The sequence below is a fragment of the Nocardia sp. NPDC003482 genome (assembly GCF_053588115.1).
Genome location: NZ_JBSFPI010000011.1, coordinates 40,621 through 60,216, shown reverse-complemented (window position 1 = coordinate 60,216; position 19,596 = coordinate 40,621). Strand labels below are relative to the sequence as shown.

The window sequence follows — 19,596 nt, the reverse complement described above, 5'->3', positions numbered from 1 at the left end:
TTTTGCGATGTGCACGGCGTGCCCGCCCGTGCGCCCGGCAAACATGCGCGACACCGGGGCGAATCGCTTCCGGACGGAACGGGCTCAGCCGCTGACGTCGCGGGCCAGCCGGAACGGCCCGCGTTCCCAGCGCCAGCCGTGCCGCACGACCATCGCGCTCAGGTCCACCACGTCGATACCGGTCTCCTCGACGAACCGCGCGAACTCACCCCACCCCATCGGCCCCCGCGCCAGCCGGTTGCGCAGCGCGTTCTCGTGCCGGGCGTCGACCTCGTGCCGCGCCAGATCGTCCGCCCCCATCCGGCTCCCGGTGAACACCAGCCAGCCCCAGCCGCGTTCGTGCGCCCACGCCCGCGACGCGGCCAGCTTCATCCGATTCCCGTAGACGGCCAACCGCCCCAACGGCACCACGTCCATCGACACGATCCGCCCGTCGGTCAGCCGCGCCGCGACGGTCGGATGATGCGTGCGCCGCGCCCCGTCCAGCCGGTACTCCACCGCCCCGGGCCGCTCCACGAACGTCTCGACCTGCTCCCCCTGATCGAGCACCCGCAGCAGGCGCGCCTCGAGCGCGGTGTCGAAGCTCGCCTCCCGCCCGAGCTTCTCGGTGAACATGGAACCCCGCGCGTCATCGGCCGCGTCGAGCGTGTCCAGCGGCGTCGACGGCAGGGCCACCGGAGTCCCCGACCCCCACACGGCCCGCCGCAACAGCGGCGTCGCCAGCCCGGCCGCCGGATCGGCCTGCCGCGGTTCGGTCGGATGCCAGCGCCCCCGCTGCTGCCACCCGGCGATCCGCTGGAACACGAACCCCGCGATCCGCTTCGAGTCCAACAGCCCGTGCCCCGCGAGCCGCAACTTCAGATACGCCAGATCCTGCGCCGCGATATCGGCGTCGGTCGCATACGTCTCGGCGAGCAGGGTCCGCACCAACCGTTCGTCACCCCAGCCGACCGGATATCGTTCCGCGAACACCGCGGTGCTCGGCACCCCCGTCGCCTGCACCCGCCGGATCAGCTGCCCGATCGCCCGCGTGTAGATCTGCCGCACCCGATCCCGCGACAACTCGTACCGAATGCCCAGCAGCGTGAGCGTCTCGGGCCGCTCCCCGTCGAGCCCGAGCCGCAACGGAATCAACTCCCCGTCCCGCGCCCGCTCCGCCGCCTGATCGGCCACCATGGCGGTGATCGTCTCGTCGATCTCCTCCAGCTGGAACGACAGCCCCTCGCGCACGTCGTCGAGCAGCCCGTCGCCGCCCGCGTCCACCCGGCTCGTCGCCACACCTACCCCTTACACCAGCTTTCGCACGTTCATTCGAAAGGGTATGCGCTCGGGGCGGTTTCGGTGGTCAAGCGGGGGCGTGTCCGGTTCTTCGGCCCGCCGATCCCACGCGGCCACGACCCGCACCCCCGGTGATCACCAGCGCTCACCGGCCCGCGTTCGGTGATCCGCCCGCCTCGGCGACGACCCCGACCCGCGTGATCACCAGCGCCACGAGCCACGCCGCGGCCGCCGCGAGCGCGAGGGTGTGCAGTGCGGGAACGAAACCACTCGCGTGCGGGGAACCGGCGAACGCGCCGAAGATCGCGACTCCGGTCGCGGTACCGATCTGGCGCGAGGTATTCGACACTCCCGTAGCCAACCCGGACCGGGCCGGGGGAGTTGCCCGTACCACGGCCGCCACCACGGCCGTGGTCATCAAACCCGCCCCGCACCCGAGCAACGCGAAACCGCCGAGCAGCCAACCGGACCCACCGTGCCGACCCACCCCGATCAACAGCAGCGACCCCACCGCGGCCAGCGCGCACCCGAGACTCACCGCGGTCCGCGGCCCACGCGCGGCGGTCAACCGCCCCGACACCGGAGCCAGCACCACCAGCGGAATCGCCATGGGCAACACCATGACTCCCGCCGCCAGCGGCGAAAAGCCCAGCACGTCTTGCAGATACAGCATCCCGACGAACAACGTCCCGTTGAACAGCCCGTTCATCAGCACGGCAACCACATTCGGACTCAGAAATGCCTTGCGCCGCAACAGATCCAACGGCAGGATCGGATGCTCGGCCACCCGCGCCGACCACAGCGCCGCGCCGAATCCCAGCACGGCCACCGCCGCCGCGACCACCACGGTCGCGCCGCCCGCCCGATGTCCCGCCGCGATCACGGTGAACACCGCCCCGCTCAACCCGGCCACGAATCCGGCGGCCCCCACCACGTCGAGCCGCCCGGCCTTGTTCCCCGGTCGATTCGGCACCACGAGCAACGTCCCCGCGATCGCGAGAATCGTCAGCGGCACATTGATCCAGAACACCGGCCGCCACCCGAACCGATCGACGAGCAGCCCGCCGAGCAACGGTCCCGCCGGGAGCGCCAGCGAGGACACCGCCGCCCACGTGCCCAGCGCCTTCGCCTGCTCTCCGCGTTCGGGATACACGTCGACGATCACGGCCATCGTGCTCGGCAGCAGCAGCGCCCCGCCGATGCCCTGCACCACGCGCGCGGCGATCAGCACCCCGATGCTCGGCGCGAGCGCGCATCCCAGCGAGGTCAGTCCGAACACCGCGAATCCCGCCAGCAGCACCCGCCGATGCCCGATTCGATCGCCGACGGTCCCGCCCGCGATCAGCAGTCCCGCGATGGCGACGACATAGCCGTCGACCACCCACTGCTGCATCGCCACCTCGGTGTGCAGCCCGCTCCCGATCGCGGGTAAGGCCACGTTCACGATGGTCACGTCCAGCAGGACGAGGAACATCCCGGCGCAGAGTACGGCCAGGGTACGGCCCCGGTGCGGGTTCTCGATCGTCGTCTTGTCGAGGGTCGAAGCACTCATATCCGTAGTGTTGCCCGCGAATCCTTCGGCTCTCGCCGAACCATGCGCGGACACTTCGGTACGGACCGAAGTGTGTCCGCGCCACACTGGAGACATGACCGACAACCGCCCCCTGCACGGCTACACCGATATCGCGGCGGTCGGCGCCCTGCTGGCCGACGCCACCCGCGCCCGCGTCCTGGCCGCGCTGGCCGACGGGCGTTCCCTCCCCGCGTCGGTGCTGGCCGCGGAATCGGGTGTCGCCGCCTCGACCGCCAGCGAACATCTCGCACGCCTGGTCGAGGGCGGCCTGCTCATCGTCGAACGCTCCGGCCGCCACCGCTACTACCGCCTGGCCAACCCCCAGGTGGCCGCCGCCATCGAGGCATTGGCCGTATTGGCCCCCGACCGCCCCGTCCGCTCGTTGCGCGAATCCACCCGCGCCGCCGCCATGCGCCGCGCCCGTAGCTGCTACGACCACCTCGCGGGCCAGCTCGGCGTCGCGGTCACCGAGGCCCTCCTGAGCCGCGAGGCCCTGATCCGCACCGACGGCGGCTCGGGAACCGAACGCGCACAAGGCGATCCGCTCTCGTCCCAACTCCAGGAGCACCCCTACGAACTCGGCCCGCACGCCGAACCCGTCTTCACCGATCTCGGCGTCGACCTGAATTCCGTTCGCCGCCAACGCCGCCCACTGCTGAAGTTCTGCCTGGACTGGAGCGAACAACGCCATCATCTCAGCGGCGCGCTCGGCGCCGCGGTGCTGACCCGCATGGAATCGGCGGGATGGGTTCGGCGACACGGGAAACGGCGGACGCTCGGCGTCACGGACGAGGGCGCCCGAGCGCTGGAGAGACTGCTCGGCGTGGACGTCGCGGCCTGACAGAGCCGCTTCGGATCAACCTCGGCCACCCGCTTCACCACTTCCGGCCCTGAGCGGACCGCCCGGTACTATGCTGCCTATTTGCCGGTCGTGTCCGTTTCGCCGAAGGAGCGACGAGAAGTAGGTGACCATGCTCCCGCGATACCCCCCGATGCTGGCCGCCCCCGGCCCGATACCCAGCGACGAACAGCACTGGGCCTTCGAGATGAGATTCGACGGCATCCGTGCCGTCGCCCACGTCGCCGACACGTTGCTGCTGCTGTCCCGCACCGGCAACAACATCACCTCGGCATGGCCCGAACTCGCCACCCTCGCACCCGCGGACCCACCGTATGTGGTCGACGGTGAGATAGTCGCCTTCGTCGACGGCGTCCCCGCCGCGGCCCCCATCCAGTCCCGCATGCACCAGCGCGACCCCGACGAGATCGCCGCCCTCGCCGCCACCGCCCCCGCCGTCTTCGTGGCCTTCGACCTCCTCCACCTCGGCGACCGCACCCTCATCGACCTCCCCTACGACCACCGCCGCGAACTCCTGGAACAACTCGCCCCCGACACCCCGCACTGGCAGATCTCGCCCCGCCTCACCGGCCCCGCCGCCGAGCTCCTGGCCCACTCCCGAGAGCTGAACCTGAAGGGCCTCATAGCCAAACGCCTCGACGCCCCCTACCTCCCCGGCCGCCGCACCCCCCTATGGACCAAGATCGAAAACCTGCACACCGAACCCGTCGTCATAGTCGGCTGGCGCCCCGGCCCCCGAGCGGGCCGAATCGGCGCCCTCCTCGTCGCCACCCCCACCCCCGACGGCCGCCTGATCCGTATCGGAACCGTAGAAACCGGCTTCACCCGCACGGCCCTCACCGACCTACACATGAGACTGGTTGCGCTGCAACAGGAAACACCGGCGGTGGTCAATCCCGGCGACGCCGACGACGTGGTCTGGGTCGCCCCCCACCTGACAGCCGAAGTGGCCTTCACCGACTGGACCCCCGACGGCATGATGCGCGACCCGTCCTGGCGCGGCCTCCGCCCCGACGCACACCTCGACCGGCCACGCCGCTGACCCCCGAACACAAGAAAGCCCCGGTCGAAACCGGGGCTACCCTGCCGAACATGGTGCGCGATACTGGGATTGAACCAGTGACCTCTTCCGTGTCAGGGAAGCGCTCTCCCGCTGAGCTAATCGCGCCTGTCGCCTACTAGAGGCGGCGACGGGAATCGAACCCGTGTGCACGGCTTTGCAGGCCGTTGCCTCACCACTCGGCCACACCGCCAACCAGGCCGGTTGGCCTCGAGCGGATGACGGGATTCGAACCCGCGACCCTCACCTTGGCAAGGTGATGCGCTACCAACTGCGCTACATCCGCATTTCGCCCCCGGCCGCGCTCTCGCGCCCTTCCGGCTGCGAGAGAGAACATTAGCCCACGATCCACACACCCAACAAATCGCCTGGTAGAAGGCCCAAAATCCGAATAACACCCCTGTAGTTCCCCTGCTCACCCCCACCCCTCCCCACCAACCGCCGGCTCCCCAAGCCGCCGCACCCGCCCCCGACCGGAAACCCCCAGCTCAACCCCCGATTTGGTGTGACAAGGGTGAACCGTGTTAAGGTTCCATCTCGTTCGGAACGGACCCCATCCGGCCCCGGACCCCACGGTTTCAGGTCTCATAGCTCAGTGGGAGAGCGCTCGCCTCACACGCGAGAGGTCGCTGGTTCGAACCCAGCTGGGACCACCATGATCGCCTTGTTGGAACCGGCGACCGCTCGCGCGGTCGGCGGTTTTTTCCTTTTCTGACCTGCGTTCTTCGTGCTGTGACGGTTTCGCACCGTTGCGTGTAGGTCGGGCGAAGATCGCAGTTTCAGAAGCGCCGGTAGAACATCTCGTTCAGATGGCGGCGGACTTCGGCGCTGGAGTCCTTGTAGAGGGTCTATGGATCGGCGACAAGGTCGAGCGCGTGCCGGAACACCGTTGCGCCGATGGTGAGTTCCTCGAATCCTATGGTGCGACACGCGACCCTCAGATCGTCTGCTTCGGTTGTAGCCCTCACGGCATCGCCATGATCGTGATTCGTACCCGCGCTGTCGGTGCCCGGTGCTCTACTGAACTGAGCATCGAGATTCCTACCCATCAGGACACGCAATGGTTCGAATACATAAGAGATTCGGCCCGGTTCGGATTACGGTCTCCAAGTCGGGCGTCGGCTACAGCGCGGGCGGCGGACCGTTCCGTGTCACAAAGCGCGCCGACGGGCGCGTGCAACGAACTGTGCGGATACCCGGCACAGGCATCTACGACACCACGGTGATCGGCGGTCGACGGTCGCGGTTACCGGTCCGTCCTATGTCGACTCAGTTGCCTCCTCCCTACCCGCCGCTACAGACTTTCGGTCCCGCGACGACGCCCAGACCCGCACGCGCACAACCGCCCCCACCAAAAACCGGGTCTGCCGGCGGTGAGGTGCTGCTGGTGCTGTTGGCAGTCCTGTGTTCGATCGCCGCGGTCGCGGCAGTGGCCCACGGCGTCATCGTCGCGGTGCCGCCGTTGGCGATCGCTGGGGCGATCGCGCTGTGGTTCGCGAAAGTCGTCCACGCACAACGTCATTGATCAACTCAGCGGTTGGCAACTAATTCGCTACGGGGACCGAGAGCTGTCTGATTGACACCATCCCGGCGATTCGATTTCATTACGGTCAGCGAGGTTTGGGGATACGCCGGGCGTGTCCGAGGATCACACACTGGGGAGCACACATGCCGTACACGGCGGAGATCAGCCGTACCAATCCGACCTGCTTCATCTTTCTTGTCGATCAGTCGACCTCCATGGGTGATCTGATCGGTGGTGAACTCCCGCAGAAGAAGGCTGATGTCGTAGCCGACGCGATCAACCGACTTTTGACGGAACTGGCTGTCAAATGCGCCAAGGAGGAAGGGGTACGGGACTACTTCCACGTCGCCGTGATCGGTTACGGTGCGACGGTCGGGTCGGCTTTCTCGGGTGCGCTCACCGGCCGCGACCTGGTGCCTCTGAGCGAGGTTGCCGACAACCCGGCACGTGTGGAGGAGCGGTCGAAGAAGATCCCGGACGGCGCGGGCGGACTGGTCGAGTCCACGGTGCAATTCCCTGTGTGGATGGACCCGATCATTGGCGGCGCCACACCCATGAATCGAGCGCTCCGATACGCGGAAACTCTGGTACGAGGCTGGATTGCGCAACACCCAGGTGGTTTCCCGCCCATCGTCATCAATCTCACCGATGGTGAATCGACCGACGGCATCCCCACCGAAGCCGCCACCGCTATCACCTCGCAAGCGACGGCTGACGGTGCCGTCCTCCTGTTCAACCTGCATGTCTCTGCCGCAGGCGGCTCACCAGTGACCTTTCCCAACTCCGAGGTCGGCCTGCCCGACGCCTACGCACAAACCCTGTTCGCGATGTCCAGTGTGCTGCCCAGCCACATGCGATCCTACGCTGCGGCACAGGGGCACCAGATCAGCGATACCACAAGGGGATTCGTCTATAACGCGGATATCACCTCGGTCGTCCAATTCCTGGACATCGGGACCCGCGCGACCGAACTGCGGTGAGGACGTCAGGCCTGTACGTCACCCATCTGGTCGTACCCAAGCGCGGCTTCACCGCGACCGAGTGCGAAGACGCGGTGTGCGTACTACCGCAGATACCCTTCGACGTCCTCACCTCCAGTCCGGTTGCCGTGAGTGTGTGCGATGGAGCGACCGAGAGTGTGCTGTCGAAGGATTGGGCCGCGCTGCTCGCCGCCGCGTCGGCAACGAGGGCACTGTCCGATCCGAAGTTTTTCGGAACCGGCGCGGCGTTCGAGGACTTTGCCGCCGAGGTGGTGGCCCGCTGGGATCCGTGGCTGGCCGAGTACTCGGCCGACCGGGCCGCAGCAGGCCGTCCACTGGCGTGGTATGAACAGTCGAAACTAGCTGGCAGCACGTTCGCGACCATGCTCTGTGTGCTGGTCACGCCGGACCGTGGCACCGGATGGCGCTGGCAGGCCGCCGCTTTGGGCGACAGCTGCGTGTTCCACATCCGTGATGAACTGCCGCTCAGCGCGTTTCCGGTACAGAGCGCCGAGGAGTTCGGGACGAATCCGAACCTCTTCGGTAGCCGCAACCATGACACCGCGCTGCTGTTGGAGCGCACCGAATTCACCGATGGCATATGTATTCCCGGTGACCGGCTGCTACTGATGTCCGACGCATTGGCGGCATGGTTTCTGGCGGCATCCGATCCCACCGCGGCGCTACGCGAGCTGTTGGAGTTCGGTGGTCCGCATGACTCGAGCCGCTTCTCCGATTGGCTGGACGACCGCCGGGACCGGCAAGAACTGCGAAACGACGATGTCGCCCTGATTCGAATCGACTTCGAGGGGGTGTAGCACCGATGGTCACGACCATACCTCGGGAATTCCCGACCGCCGGTGCCTATCAGGAAGCCCTTCAGCATCCGGGTATCTGCTTCACCGATGCTGAATTGAGAAACTCGGTCCCCGAACTCACCAAACTACGTCAGCCCCGCGCGATCTCCGGCGCCTTCGCCAGCGTCTTCCCCGTGACCCACCAGGCCACCGGAACGCGGTACGCCATCAAGTGTTTCACCCGCTTCATACCCGACCAGCAAGCTCGATACAGCGCGATCAGCGATCAGTTGGCCACACTCTCGGCCACGGACCTGTCCCAGCCGTGGAAGATCGGTTTCCAGTACCTATCCGACGCCATTTTGGTCGGCGGGACGAGATATCCAGTCCTGAAAATGGAGTGGGCGCAGGGCCTGACCCTGTCGGCATGGCTGGACATCCATCACAGCGACCGGTCGAGCGTCGATCGGCTCGCCGAACGATTCGCTGGCCTCATGTGCGACCTCGAAGCGCACAGTATCGCGCACGGTGATCTGCAGCACGGCAACCTCCTGGTCGCTGGGGACTGCACGCTCCGACTACTGGACTACGACGGTATGTACGTACCCGCATTGGCCGGATTAGGCGGAACCGAGCGCGGGCACCGCAACTATCAGTCACCGCATCGGGGAAACGATGACTTCAGCACGGCCCTGGATCGCTTCTCCGCCTGGGTCATTTATGCAGCACTCAAAGCTATCGCCATCGATCCGAGCCTGTGGCGACAGTTACACGAACCACAAGGCGAGTACCTCTTGCTCGCCGAAGACGATTTCACGAATCCCGATTTCTCGCAACGATTTCCGGCACTGCTCACGCACGCCGACCGGGAGATCCGGCAGCTGGCGGATCAGTTGCGCTCGCTTGTTACACAGCCACTGGCCGCCCTGCCCACATTTGCCGATGCCATCGCCGACGCGGTTGCTGCGCCGATCGCGACATCCGCGACCACGACCGCCCAGGGACTGCCGGACTGGATGACCGGGCGGGTGTCGGAGGCGGAATCATCACCGCCGCTAGCCATATCCGCGCCCGCGACCCCACAGCGATTCGCCGGACGCGGGTCGCTGGACGTCGCGACGGCGATCGTGATGGTTCTAGTGATCCTCATTGCCCTGCCCGTCCTCGTTGTCTTCGCTCCTCCGATGGCATTGCTTCCACTGCTGGTAACCGTGGCCATGGTGTGGGCGGCGCGTCGCGCGAGGCCTGAGGTCGTCGAGTCGCGCCGATATCTCAGCGATCTCCGGCATCGGCGTGACGAAGCTGCCGACATCGTCCGGACCGAGGCCGCGGTGCGGGCTGAGCAAGCACAGCTGGACCAGTCCGAGTCTCAGCGACTACAGCAACTCCCTATCCTGCGAAAGAGCTTGCAGGACAGATACACAGCGGAACTCGCGGCAATTGAGCAACACAAACTCCGTGCCCTTGCCGCCATTGACAGAGAACGAAACGATCTCGGACGAAGGCTGCGACAGCGGCTCGACGAGGCCCTGGACTCGGAGCGGACTGCCTTCGTCCAACAGCAGCTGGCGCGGTTCGGGATATCGGATGCGGGTATATCCGGTATCGGTCATCAACTTACGAATAACCTTGCTGCGCAAGGAATTCGAACGGCAGCCGATTTCAACGGCTTCAGTCTGAGTGCGCCCGGTGGTACCTACAATTCGGTAACCGCCTACATTCACACCCTCCGGGGGCCGGTCTACGTCAAGGGCATCGGTGAGATCAAAGCCACCGCGTTGGAGAACTGGCGCAGTGCACATGCAACCAGGATCCGATCGCGATTCTCGCGGACCGAACCGTCCAACGCTGCGGCTATCAGGGCAGACCACCAGCGTGAGATGGGCAGACTGGCCCAGCAGCAGCATATGGTGGAACGAGAAGTCGGGCCGAAACAGGATCAGGCCAAAAAACAATATGAGGCTGAATCGGCGCAGCTCTCGTCCCAGGCCGCCATCGCGACGGCGTCCGCCGCGAACAAGCGGCAGGAATTCGCCCGACGTTTACTGGCATTGCAGAACGCCCCGGCCGAACTCGCCGCACTCGATCAACGGATCGCGGAGGCGAAAGGCCATCGCAAGCACCTGTCCCACCTCAGCTACGTGCGCTTCGCCCTGAGCGGCCACTAGCAATCAGAAAGGCTGCGGCACAACGGTTTCTCACGCCGATCTCGATTGGCGGCAATCGAGAGCCAGGACCACTTCCCCTCACTGCCCGTTCAGGGACCATCGGGTTCTCTCCTCCTCGGCCGCCGTCTTGTCCACCCGTTCCAAAGGATGCGCCTCCCGCGACCGCACCGTCGCCGTAGTCGGCCAGTACCGCGTCCCCATCGTCTCGGAACTCACCACGGCCGAACGCTCCCCACCCCCCTTCTCGAGCTCCACAACCCCCCGCTCGATAGGCGTCAACCCAACGGCCACCAACAGCAAAATCGTCACCCCACCGATGATCGTCACCAACGGCCCGAACAACTGCAACGCATCGGCCCCCATCGGAACCTTGTGCTCCCCATTGTCATGCGCGTGCATCGAAGCCATCCCCGTGTAATGCATCCCCGAAACCGCAACCGCCATAACCGAAGCCGCGAGCAACGTCGCGAGAATCCCATCGATCCGCAATGTGAACCACAGCGCGGCGGTAGCCGCCACAACGGCGATGAGCACCGAAACCGCAACCAGCACTGGGTCATACGAGACCGAGGCCGTGGATTTCATTGCGGCCATGCCCATGTAGTGCATGGCCGCCACCCCCAGCCCGGTGATCACACCTCCCGCGAGCATCGCCGCCAGCGACGGCCGCGGCCGAGCCACCACCCGTAGCCCGATCCACACGACCACGATCGCCACCACGGCACTGAGAGTGGTGAGCACCACGTCGTACCGAATGGGCGCGTTCTGGATCGAGAACCCGAGCATGGCGACGAAGTGCATCACCCAGATCCCGGTCCCGCCGATGGCCACGGCCGCCGAGGCGAGCCAGGCCGACCGCCCCGTCGGACTCACCCGCCCCCGCGCCGCGCACTGCAAGCCAAGCAAACATCCGGTAAACGACATCACATAGGAAATGCCGGGAGTCAACCACCCGTAACTGAAGTGGTGAACGTCGAGAATCATGACAGACCCCCACCGCAGATCGCGGCCTCGAAACCAAAGAAAGCAATTATCACCGGGGAGATTACGCCAAACGGCACGAATAAGAAGACGGCGCTTCCTGGCTAAACTATGATCTGCATCACAAAAATGTCGTTATAGCAAAGGTCTATCCGACTGTCTGCGGACAATCCTCAGCAAATACCTGCTGCACGACATCGGCCTGCACGGCGTTCCGACCCCAATCACTGACAAGTCGGGACTCTCACGGTCCCTGAACATGAACGCCTCCACCTGAACTCGTATTACGCTGAACGCGTGCTGGCCCGCCCGGCGCCCGCTCAGGTCGCCGCTCTGGCCTACAGCGCCTGGACGGCTTCCGCACCCACCGCGGACTACCGCATCCGCCATATCGGTCCCGTCCGCAGTCTGGCCGCGGCCGACGCCTCCGGCGCGATGTCCGACCCCGCCCCTGCCGGCCTGCGCCGTCTCGCCATCGCCAAGACCATGCGGCGATCTCTCGAACCCGAGGTCTGCGCGGGATAACGTCTCCGGGCGGTATGAGGATGACGGCCGAACACCCTCGTCCCGATTCTCGACTGCGGCGTGAACTCGAACATGACCATGCCCCCGATAACCCGCGCAGCTATTGCTTGCTCAACTTGAACGGACCGATCAGTCGTATTTGTTGCGTTGCCCAAAGCGGTTGCTCGGCCCTCCAACGACCCGCCCCGTCCGGACACGAAACATGTTGTCGGTACCCGCCGATAGCATGCTCGAAAGTCGTCATGTCGATACCAGGCATCGGCCCGGTGTGGCGACCGTAGGGGGTGATGTGGTGACAAGATCAAATGTCCGGCGGACGACCGACTTCCGGGCACGATGGCAGACTTTGCAATTGCTGGGCCCGGTATTCGAGTTGGTCAACCGAGGGGGACCACGCGCCGAATTCGATCATCGTGGCTACGATTTGGCTCAGTTGGCGCTCCGGCTCATCGACTACGTCGTACTGAACCAGGCCAGCCTGGAAGGCGCGGTGACCCCGAATGCGGCGGTCGACCACCTCACCCAATGGGCGAGACGTATGTTTCCCGACGACCCGGATCGTCCCTGGGCGAAGGTCGCACGTCTGGTCCTCACCACGGTGTTGAATGATGGCCGCCCGCACGAGGCCACCTGGGTGGAAGCGGAAACCGAACACGAGGTGATGCACACCGAACAGTTTCGTTTCCGACTTCTGCGGCTCGTGGACAACGAGGTGGGTCCCTGTATCACTGCGACCGATGAGGCTATTGTCCTGTATCTGCGTGCGCTCGAAACCGATCTCGCAGATCAAGCACTTGCCCTCAAACTCATGGTCGAGATCCAGATGAACGCCGGTGAATTCGAGAAGGCGCTCGAATCCGCGCGGCAGGCGACGCGAACCGCTCAGGGCCTGTCCGCCAGTTTGCGGGAAAAGCTGGCCGACACGAAACGCGATGTCTCCGCAGTGGATTGGCATGGTGAAATGCCGAGCTGGCTCACCGACGTCGTCGGCCGAGTCGCGCAACAACTCGACCGCGACCATCAACTGCGTGAACTCGCCGCGCGCTCGGCCGCGGACGCGGCAGCCGCCGACGCGTGTCGACGGATCGATGCGGAAGTCCAGCGTGGGCAGGATGTCTGGATCCGACTGGAAAGGTACCTGCAACAAGCTATCCCGATCTTTCTGGAAGCCCAGGAGGTGCAGCGGTTTCATCCGCGAGGATTGGCCGCGGCGATCGATCTGTCACGCGACGTGCTCGACCCGGTCATCCGCTCGGAGGATGTCCTTACGGGCGTGGTGGATCGGATGATCGTCGGCATAGCCCCGCCGGTCCGGCCCGCGCTCTGGGGGCTGGCCGATATGTGCGATCTGTTGTTGCGAGCGCCGACGGTATACGACCGGCGTCCTCCCGAAGTCGACGAGCCTGGCGAACTCGGTGTGGTGGCGGGCGATTCCATTCCGATCGACGTCGCATCGGTCGCGGCCGAGATACTGGCTCACGCCGTCGATCGGCCGGTGCGGCTGTCGGAGCTCTTGGCCCTCGCCCGGGCGCGAGCGGCCGAGGTCGAGGATCCGGCACGACTTCTCGATGTGGTCTGGGGTGCCGCGTTGTGGATCTTCGTTGTCGATGCGGATGCCACCCCGGACGAGCGACCCACCAGTACGAATTTGGCCGCGGCTGTCGCGTCGCTCGTCGCGACGACGGATGGACGCGAACTGCGCGATGAACGGTTCGCCGGAGCGGACGTACTCCTGGCCAGTTCAATCGCTCTCGATCAGATCGACCTGAATACGAATGGACCGCAATGACTTCCACCGATATCTCCGATGCCGCTCGCCTGTTGCGCTTCGCCTTCGGGCCGAAGGACCGGCCGACCCCTGGAAGTCCGTATCGAGCCCTGCTCGACCGTTACCGCACCGACATCGGGTTCGCCGAAATCGTCAGGAGGATCGCCGACGGGCTCGGCATCGATATCCACGCCGCGACGCAGCTCGGCTTGTTGATCTCGGGACGCCCCGAAGGTCCGTTCGCCGTCACCCTGGACAACTGCGGCCTGCCCATTCGGTCCGGCGAGGGCCGCTTGCAGGATCGACGCTGTTTCGGCCTGATCCTGGTCGCGCTGGCGGCTTTCGCCTATCCCAACGGCGAAGCATTGGCCGACACCGACAATCGAACCGTTCGACGGGCCGAGTTCGAACGGTTTCTGGAACGGCGTCTCACCCTGCTCGCCGATCGCGACGAATCCACAGACGAAGCGGAACAACAGCTGGGCGAGGCGGCCACGGTGTGGCTGGACCTACCGGAGGTGCTGCCCGCGCAACGCGGCGGGCTTCGAAGGGATTGCCGCCGTTGGTATGTGAACCAGACCCTGACATTTCTGGTGGAGAACGGCCGGGCGCGTCGGGAGCCGGAACTCGATGACGAATCTGGGCAGGCCTACGTACTCAACGACCGTTTCCGCATGGGGCTCGCCGAGATGTCGGGTGCGCTCATGCCCGAAGCATGGGCCGGCACCGGCGAATCGGAGCGTGCCTGATGTTTCGGCTGCGCAGATTGTATTTCGATTCCATCGGCGTCGCCGAGAATCGGTTCGCGGACCTGATGGTGGACCTCACCGATCGTTCCGGAGAGCCCACCGACGCGATCGTCTGGCTGCGCAACGGCGCGGGAAAGACCACCATGCTGTCGCTGCTGCTCGCGCTCGTGCTGCCGGACCGACGCGATTTCCTGGCGACCCGGACCAAGAAGCGCACGCTGGAAGACCTTGTACTACCGGGAGATACAGCGCATGTCGCCGCCGAATGGATGAGCCCGGACGGTCAGCTCCTGCTGACCGGGGCGGTGTACGAATGGGATGGCCGTGCTCGTCCGGCGGATTACAACGGACGCGGTAAGGACCGGTTGCACCGCAACTGGTGGTGCGTGCATCCGGATCCCGATGTGGAAGGTTCCACTCTCGACGACCTGCCCTTCACCTTGCGCAGCGGCGGTCGTTACGATCGCGAGCGCTTCGCCGGGCATGTTCGGAGCCTCGCCGGTGTCGGCGTCAACGCTGCAGTCGCGGATCGGAGCATTGCCGAATGGCATGCGGCCCTTCGCGAACGGCGTTTCGATCCCGACCTCTTCCGGTACTTCACCGAGGTCAATGCCGCAGAGGGCGGTATGGACGGCCTCTTCGCCGACATCGACTCGCCAGGACGGTTCGTTCGCTATCTGCTGCGATTCGTAGGTGACAAGCAACGTGTGGAACCGGTGCGTGATCTTCTCTCGGATACCGCGGTGGAGATCGCGAAGCGTCCGATCTACTCCGCGCAACGCCGGTTCTGCGCCGAAGCGGGTCCTCTCGTCGTCCTGCTCGGCGACGCACACATTCAGATGCGGGCAGCGATCGAGGAGCGCGATCACGTGTTCACCCGTGCTGCCGGATTGAAACGCGCACTGCACGACGCCGAACATCGGGTGCAGGAAGAAGGTCGACTGGCTGCCGAGCGGGTGACTGATCTGGAAGGCCAGATCGGCGTCGTGCGGACGAAAATCGACCAGATGAGACGTCGTCGTGACGAATACGCCTACCTCGCTGCGGAATTCGAGGTAGCCGAGTTGCGAACGGCGGCCGACGAATCGAAGCGACGCGCGAAGACGGCGGAATTCGAGGCGCGGGCATGGCGAGCCGCAGAGCACTATGTCGTCCTGCGCGAACGTCGAGCGCAACTGGATGCGCGCAGGGCGGCCTTCGAGCAGGCAGCCGAGCAGGTTCGCCCGCTGGTCGAACAGTGTGACGATGCGAAGGCCAGGCTGGCGTCCGCGATCGGCGCCGAAATCGAGAAGATCACCGCGGCCATGGAGGAGGGGGCGGCGGTGAAAGCGAGGTGGGATGCCGCCGAGGAAGAGGCGGCGGACGCGTGGCGCGCGGCGACCCAGCGCATCACCGACTTGACCAGTGAAATCGACGGTATTCGGACTCAACTGGCCGCATTCGACAAGGACAGACAGCGCCTGGTGGTCGAGGGGGTGATCGAGAGCGAGGAGAGACTGATCGATGCCGAGGACCGGCTGCGGGAGACACTCCGAGCGAACGAATCGGCCCTGGAGCGTTTGCGAGCCGACGAGGATCGCGTCGAACGCGACACAGCGACCGCGAAGCAGAAACTGGAGCGGGCGCGGAAACGAGTCGCGGATGCGCTGGCGGAGCACCGGCGGCTGACCGACGAGTTGAGCAAGTTGACGCGGCGGGCGACCGAACTCGGTGACAACGCGCGCCTGCGCGCTCTCCTGCAGACCGACGAGGTCGCGTTGGAGCTTGTCGCCACCGACGCGATCACGGCCTTGTCGCAGGCGATCGCAGCAGGGGAGCGCGTACTTACCGGACTGCGCGAAGAATCGGCACGGGGAGAGCGGTCGATCGGTTCGCTGAACGACATCAAACTCCTACCGCCGCGGCTGGCGGTCGAGAAGGCACTCGAACGCTTGCAGGAAGCGGGGATCACCGCTGTTTCCGGGTGGCGTTACCTGGCCGAGCATGTTTCCGTCGCCGAGCATGACCGCTGCATGGCGGAACTGCCCGAGGTGGTCGACGGCGTGATCGTCTACGGGAGCGAAGACGACGTCACCCGTGCCGCCCGAACTGTGGGCGCGGTCGACGAGTTGGTCGTGGTCTCCGCGGCGACCGTCTTCAACGATCGCCGCGCTGCGCGGGTTGTGCTGTTACCGCCTGCGGCGCAACACGATCCCGCCGCGGGCACCACCGAACTGAGCAAACGAATTGCCCTGCGGGACAACCTTCTCGCCCACATCGCGGAGGTCACCGCTCAACGCGACCGCGATCTGGCATGGCGATCGGCCATCACCGCATGGCTCGAGGATCTGCCTGCCGATGGTCTCGCCGGACTACGCGAAAGGCTTGGTGCGGTCGACGATCTCGTGGCCGAGTCGGAATCCGAGGAGGCTCACGAATCCGCCGTGCTGACCGAGCTCGACGCGAAGGCCGACGAGGTGCGGTCCGCGATCGCCAACACGCGCGTGGCGGGGGCACGACTCGACGGTCTTCTGCACAGGGTCGAGCGGATGGCCGAGATCGAGCGTGACCAGGTGGAGCCGAGTCGGGTACGGCTTTCGATCATTCCGCGCCAGCTGGATCGCGCGCTCAACGACCAGTCGAATGCGCGGCAGAAACAGCGTGACGCCGCGAACGAGGCGAAGCGGCTCGAGGCCGATCTGCGACGATACTCCGAGAGGTGTTCGGAGTACTCCGGTGAACTGGAAAGCCTTCCGAAGCCCCGTCCACACGGAGACTTGACCGTCGCCACCGCGCGAGCCGCGCTGAGCGTCCTGCAACGGCAGCTCGATCAGAACTTTCCCGAAGCCACGCTTCGGGAGCTGATGCAGCAAGCGGAGATCGAGGCGAAGGCGGCGGGCAGCGTCTGGAGCGCCAACTCGGATCGGATCAGACCGCGAGCGATCGAACTCGCCCAGAGCTCGGAGGGAACGGATCGCAACTCGCGTGCGGCGGCCACCCGACGCGCCGAGAACGACAGCACGAATGCCAACACCGAACTCGGCGAGGCGAATGCGCGGCTGAAGACGGCGGAAAGCAAGCGCGACAAGGCGCAGACGGCCCGGCGCGGCACCGTCGACGTCGAGTCGCCGGTCGACCGGGACCACGCGGAAGAGCTTGCGGAGGAGGCCACTTCGGAGATGGCCGTTCTGGAAGGTCAGCGCCACCGACTCGACGGCGACAAGCAAATGGAGAGTACGCGGGCCAGGGAAGCGGAAACTCGGGTCGCGATGCTTCGTGATCAGATCGCACTGCTTCCCGACGTGACGATGGCGGGCACGTCGGATCGAGTCCTGCCCGAGGACAGCGCCGAGATACGGACGGCCGTGCGGGCTGCGGCCGACGAGATCCGAGAAGCCGAGCGGGCCGTCGCCGACAAGGAACGCATTCGCAACGATCGAGGCGACAATCTGAGCCGGTGGGCAGGCCGAGCCGAGTTCGCGACCCTGGCCGAGGACGAGCACGGGAGCGCCGTACGCCAACTACGCGACATGTTCCAGGACAAGGCGAGCGCGGATCGTGTCGCGGAGAACGCCACGGAGTTGGCTCGAGATCTCCGTACCCGCGAAGCAGCGATCAGTCAGCAACTGGTGCAGGTGGAGCTGCACAAGAACAACGTCGTCACGCGGATGGTCGACCTGGTCGACGACGCTCTCGGTGTGATCGCCAGGGCATCGACGCTGTCCGAACTTCCGGACGGGATCGGAGCGTGGTCGCACAAGCGATTCCTGACGGTGGAGGCTCGCTCTCGGCCGAGTCGAGATCAGATCGGGTTGCGTGTGGGTGAGCTGGTCGATGCCATGGTGGGCGCTCGCCGCATCGAGACCGACCCTGCGGAACTGCTGTGGCGAGCGACGGAAGTCGCTGTCCCGGAAGGGTTTCGAGCCACGGTTCTGAAGCCGGCGCCCGATCAACCCACCAGTCGCATCCCCGTCGAGGAGATGCGGAAATGGTCGGGGGGAGAGAACTTGACCGCTTCGCTCGTCCTGTTCTGTGTGCTCGCGAGACTGCGCGCGGAGCGACGCTCGGGAAGCCGATCGAGTGCCACCGGCGGATTGGTGCCCTTGGACAATCCGGTCGGGAAGGCGAACTATCTGCCCTTCCTCGACCTCCAGCGAAAGGTGGCGCGAGCATGCGGGGTGCAGCTCGTCTTCTGGACCGGAATCGGCGATCTCGGTGCGGTGACGACTTTCCCCCGGATCGTCGCGATGCACAAACGCCCGTCGGCCACTCGGGCCGGTCGCGCGTACGTGCGGGTCGATGGGGAGAACAGCCAGGTGTTGGACATGGCTTCGGGAGTACGCGTTGACGACTGAGCCCGCTCTCGCCGCCGCTCTGCTCGCGGAGGTCGAACGTCATGTCACACGGCGCGTGCCCTTGGCGAAACTGCTGGTGGCCGCGGCCTCGGTCGACACGACCGCGGCCGCTTCGGTGGGTTGGCGCGGTCGGGTGAGGGCGGCGATCGAAGATCTGGTCACCGCGGGCCGTGTCGCCCTGCCGAAGACGTCCTACGACCGCACCGCGCATCCACCGCTACCGGCGTATGTCACCAAGATTTCCGAGCCGGTCGCGCCGCCACGAACCATACAGAGCCCGGTATGGCATCAGGAGTTGTCGTGGGCGGCCAAGCTGTGGGACGACAATGCGTTGACGGCAGTGGATCGAGGGCATCTCGTCGCCGTGAACAAGTGGTTGAGGCGCAGGCGAGGACCGGCGGTGCCGATGCGCGAGCGTTCACTGGACATCTTCGACGATGAGAAGACGCTGGACGCCGTCGTATTGGGCCCGCTGTTCGCACCCGAGCGCCTGACCTGGGAGCTTCTTGCTTCCTACCCGTGCTGGCCCCCCGTCGAACAAGTCGTCCTCGGCGACGGCGACTGGTTGATCGTCGAGAACTACACCACCTACCATTCGATCGCGGTGCGGGCTCGCGAGGTAAATTTCCAGGGGCGCATAATCTGGGGTTCGGGTAACCAGGTGGCTACCCGTTTGTCGAAGTTGGCAGATTCTCCTGCACCGCAACGGATTTGGTATTTCGGAGATATCGACGCGGGGGGTTTCCGCGTCGCGTTGTCAGCCGTTCGTCGAGCGGAGCTGCTGGGTCTGCCGCCCCCGTGTTCCTGCCCGCGGCCTGTACCGCATGGCCTTCGAGGGCGGTAAGCCCCGCAGCGACAAGGCGAATTCCCCCAATCAGGACGCACTCGCCTGGATCCAGGGCTGGCTCGGCGGTCGGCTCGGAGACGACATCGCCGAGTTGATCCGGCAGCGGAGCAGAATAGTGCAGGAACATGTAGGGAGAGAGGTGCTTTCGCGAA

14 protein-coding genes, 4 tRNA genes and 1 pseudogene are annotated in these 19,596 nt (G+C 65.6%); 13 read left to right on the top strand and 6 right to left on the bottom strand.

Annotated elements, in window-relative coordinates:
* Positions 1–84: 84 nt before the first annotated feature.
* On the bottom strand, positions 85–1,278 hold the full coding sequence (locus ACWDSJ_RS18770) for a hypothetical protein (RefSeq protein WP_450033331.1): 1,194 nt from the start codon (positions 1,276–1,278) through the stop codon (positions 85–87).
* Positions 1,279–1,423: 145 nt separating this feature from the next.
* Positions 1,424–2,830 carry an MFS transporter gene (locus ACWDSJ_RS18765; RefSeq protein ID WP_450033330.1) on the bottom strand — a complete coding sequence of 469 codons (1,407 nt, stop codon included), beginning with the start codon at positions 2,828–2,830 and terminating at the stop codon, positions 1,424–1,426.
* A 94-nt stretch (positions 2,831–2,924) separates the two neighbouring features.
* Here ACWDSJ_RS18765 and ACWDSJ_RS18760 point away from each other — a divergent pair, with 94 nt between their 5' ends.
* Complete coding sequence (locus tag ACWDSJ_RS18760) at positions 2,925–3,692, top strand: ArsR/SmtB family transcription factor (RefSeq protein ID WP_450033329.1); 768 nt, start codon at positions 2,925–2,927, stop codon at positions 3,690–3,692.
* Between the two features lie 130 nt (positions 3,693–3,822).
* A complete protein-coding gene (locus ACWDSJ_RS18755) occupies positions 3,823–4,752 on the top strand; it encodes an ATP-dependent DNA ligase (RefSeq protein ID WP_450033497.1) in 930 nt (309 codons plus the stop codon).
* Between the two features lie 51 nt (positions 4,753–4,803).
* On the opposite strand, the gene ACWDSJ_RS18750 is transcribed toward ACWDSJ_RS18755, so the two are convergent.
* The 3 genes from ACWDSJ_RS18750 to ACWDSJ_RS18740 all read right to left on the bottom strand — a co-directional run bounded on the left by ACWDSJ_RS18750 (position 4,804) and on the right by ACWDSJ_RS18740 (position 5,056).
* Positions 4,804–4,878 (bottom strand) — tRNA-Val (locus ACWDSJ_RS18750).
* A 14-nt stretch (positions 4,879–4,892) separates the two neighbouring features.
* A tRNA-Cys gene (locus ACWDSJ_RS18745) sits at positions 4,893–4,963 on the bottom strand.
* Positions 4,964–4,983: 20 nt separating this feature from the next.
* Positions 4,984–5,056 (bottom strand) — tRNA-Gly (locus ACWDSJ_RS18740).
* A gap of 295 nt (positions 5,057–5,351) precedes the next feature.
* On the opposite strand from ACWDSJ_RS18740, the gene ACWDSJ_RS18735 reads away from it, so the two are divergent.
* The 6 genes and pseudogenes from ACWDSJ_RS18735 to ACWDSJ_RS18710 all read left to right on the top strand — a co-directional run bounded on the left by ACWDSJ_RS18735 (position 5,352) and on the right by ACWDSJ_RS18710 (position 10,240).
* Positions 5,352–5,426, top strand: a tRNA-Val gene (locus ACWDSJ_RS18735).
* 404 nt (positions 5,427–5,830) lie between these two features.
* Positions 5,831–5,977 (top strand): annotated as a pseudogene (locus tag ACWDSJ_RS18730) (DUF4236 domain-containing protein); the annotation flags it as partial.
* A gap of 180 nt (positions 5,978–6,157) precedes the next feature.
* The gene (locus ACWDSJ_RS18725; protein ID WP_450033510.1) at positions 6,158–6,295 is read left to right on the top strand and encodes a hypothetical protein; all 138 of its coding nucleotides are present in this window, start codon (positions 6,158–6,160) and stop codon (positions 6,293–6,295) included.
* A gap of 143 nt (positions 6,296–6,438) precedes the next feature.
* Positions 6,439–7,275 carry a vWA domain-containing protein gene (locus ACWDSJ_RS18720; RefSeq protein WP_450033328.1) on the top strand — a complete coding sequence of 279 codons (837 nt, stop codon included), beginning with the start codon at positions 6,439–6,441 and terminating at the stop codon, positions 7,273–7,275.
* Positions 7,272–8,093: a hypothetical protein gene (locus ACWDSJ_RS18715; RefSeq protein ID WP_450033327.1), complete on the top strand. Its 822-nt coding sequence runs from the start codon at positions 7,272–7,274 to the stop codon at positions 8,091–8,093. Before ACWDSJ_RS18720 ends, ACWDSJ_RS18715 begins: the two co-directional genes overlap by 4 nt.
* 5 nt (positions 8,094–8,098) lie before the next feature.
* Positions 8,099–10,240, top strand: coding sequence for a hypothetical protein (locus tag ACWDSJ_RS18710; RefSeq protein WP_450033326.1), 2,142 nt, complete (start codon positions 8,099–8,101; stop codon positions 10,238–10,240).
* A gap of 78 nt (positions 10,241–10,318) precedes the next feature.
* Here the strand turns inward: ACWDSJ_RS18710 and ACWDSJ_RS18705 are convergent, their stop codons facing one another.
* On the bottom strand, positions 10,319–11,224 hold the full coding sequence (locus tag ACWDSJ_RS18705) for an MHYT domain-containing protein (RefSeq protein ID WP_450033325.1): 906 nt from the start codon (positions 11,222–11,224) through the stop codon (positions 10,319–10,321).
* 294 nt (positions 11,225–11,518) lie between these two features.
* On the opposite strand from ACWDSJ_RS18705, the gene ACWDSJ_RS18700 reads away from it, so the two are divergent.
* The 5 genes from ACWDSJ_RS18700 to ACWDSJ_RS18680 all read left to right on the top strand — a co-directional run bounded on the left by ACWDSJ_RS18700 (position 11,519) and on the right by ACWDSJ_RS18680 (position 19,441).
* Complete coding sequence (locus ACWDSJ_RS18700) at positions 11,519–11,746, top strand: hypothetical protein (RefSeq protein ID WP_450033324.1); 228 nt, start codon at positions 11,519–11,521, stop codon at positions 11,744–11,746.
* A 346-nt stretch (positions 11,747–12,092) separates the two neighbouring features.
* Entirely contained in the window at positions 12,093–13,535 is a 1,443-nt protein-coding gene (locus tag ACWDSJ_RS18695; protein ID WP_450033323.1) for a hypothetical protein, read from the top strand.
* Positions 13,536–13,567: 32 nt separating this feature from the next.
* Entirely contained in the window at positions 13,568–14,263 is a 696-nt protein-coding gene (locus ACWDSJ_RS18690; protein ID WP_450033322.1) for a hypothetical protein, read from the top strand.
* The gene (locus tag ACWDSJ_RS18685; protein WP_450033321.1) at positions 14,263–18,597 is read left to right on the top strand and encodes a hypothetical protein; all 4,335 of its coding nucleotides are present in this window, start codon (positions 14,263–14,265) and stop codon (positions 18,595–18,597) included. The genes ACWDSJ_RS18690 and ACWDSJ_RS18685 overlap by 1 nt, the downstream gene beginning before the upstream one ends.
* Positions 18,587–19,441, top strand: a complete 855-nt coding sequence (locus ACWDSJ_RS18680; RefSeq protein WP_450033320.1) for a Wadjet anti-phage system protein JetD domain-containing protein — start codon at positions 18,587–18,589, stop codon at positions 19,439–19,441. Before ACWDSJ_RS18685 ends, ACWDSJ_RS18680 begins: the two co-directional genes overlap by 11 nt.
* Positions 19,442–19,596 lie beyond the last annotated feature (155 nt).

Excerpts from the sequence above, each read along its gene's own strand:
- ACWDSJ_RS18685 (WP_450033321.1), top strand. The coding sequence starts at position 14,263 with ATGTTTCGGCTGCGCAGATTGTATTTCGATTCCATCGGCGTCGCCGAG.
- ACWDSJ_RS18710 (WP_450033326.1), top strand. The coding sequence starts at position 8,099 with ATGGTCACGACCATACCTCGGGAATTCCCGACCGCCGGTGCCTATCAG.
- ACWDSJ_RS18765 (WP_450033330.1), bottom strand. The coding sequence starts at position 2,830 with ATGAGTGCTTCGACCCTCGACAAGACGACGATCGAGAACCCGCACCGG.
- ACWDSJ_RS18755 (WP_450033497.1), top strand. The coding sequence starts at position 3,823 with ATGCTCCCGCGATACCCCCCGATGCTGGCCGCCCCCGGCCCGATACCC.
- ACWDSJ_RS18760 (WP_450033329.1), top strand. The coding sequence starts at position 2,925 with ATGACCGACAACCGCCCCCTGCACGGCTACACCGATATCGCGGCGGTC.
- ACWDSJ_RS18720 (WP_450033328.1), top strand. The coding sequence starts at position 6,439 with ATGCCGTACACGGCGGAGATCAGCCGTACCAATCCGACCTGCTTCATC.
- ACWDSJ_RS18705 (WP_450033325.1), bottom strand. The coding sequence starts at position 11,224 with ATGATTCTCGACGTTCACCACTTCAGTTACGGGTGGTTGACTCCCGGC.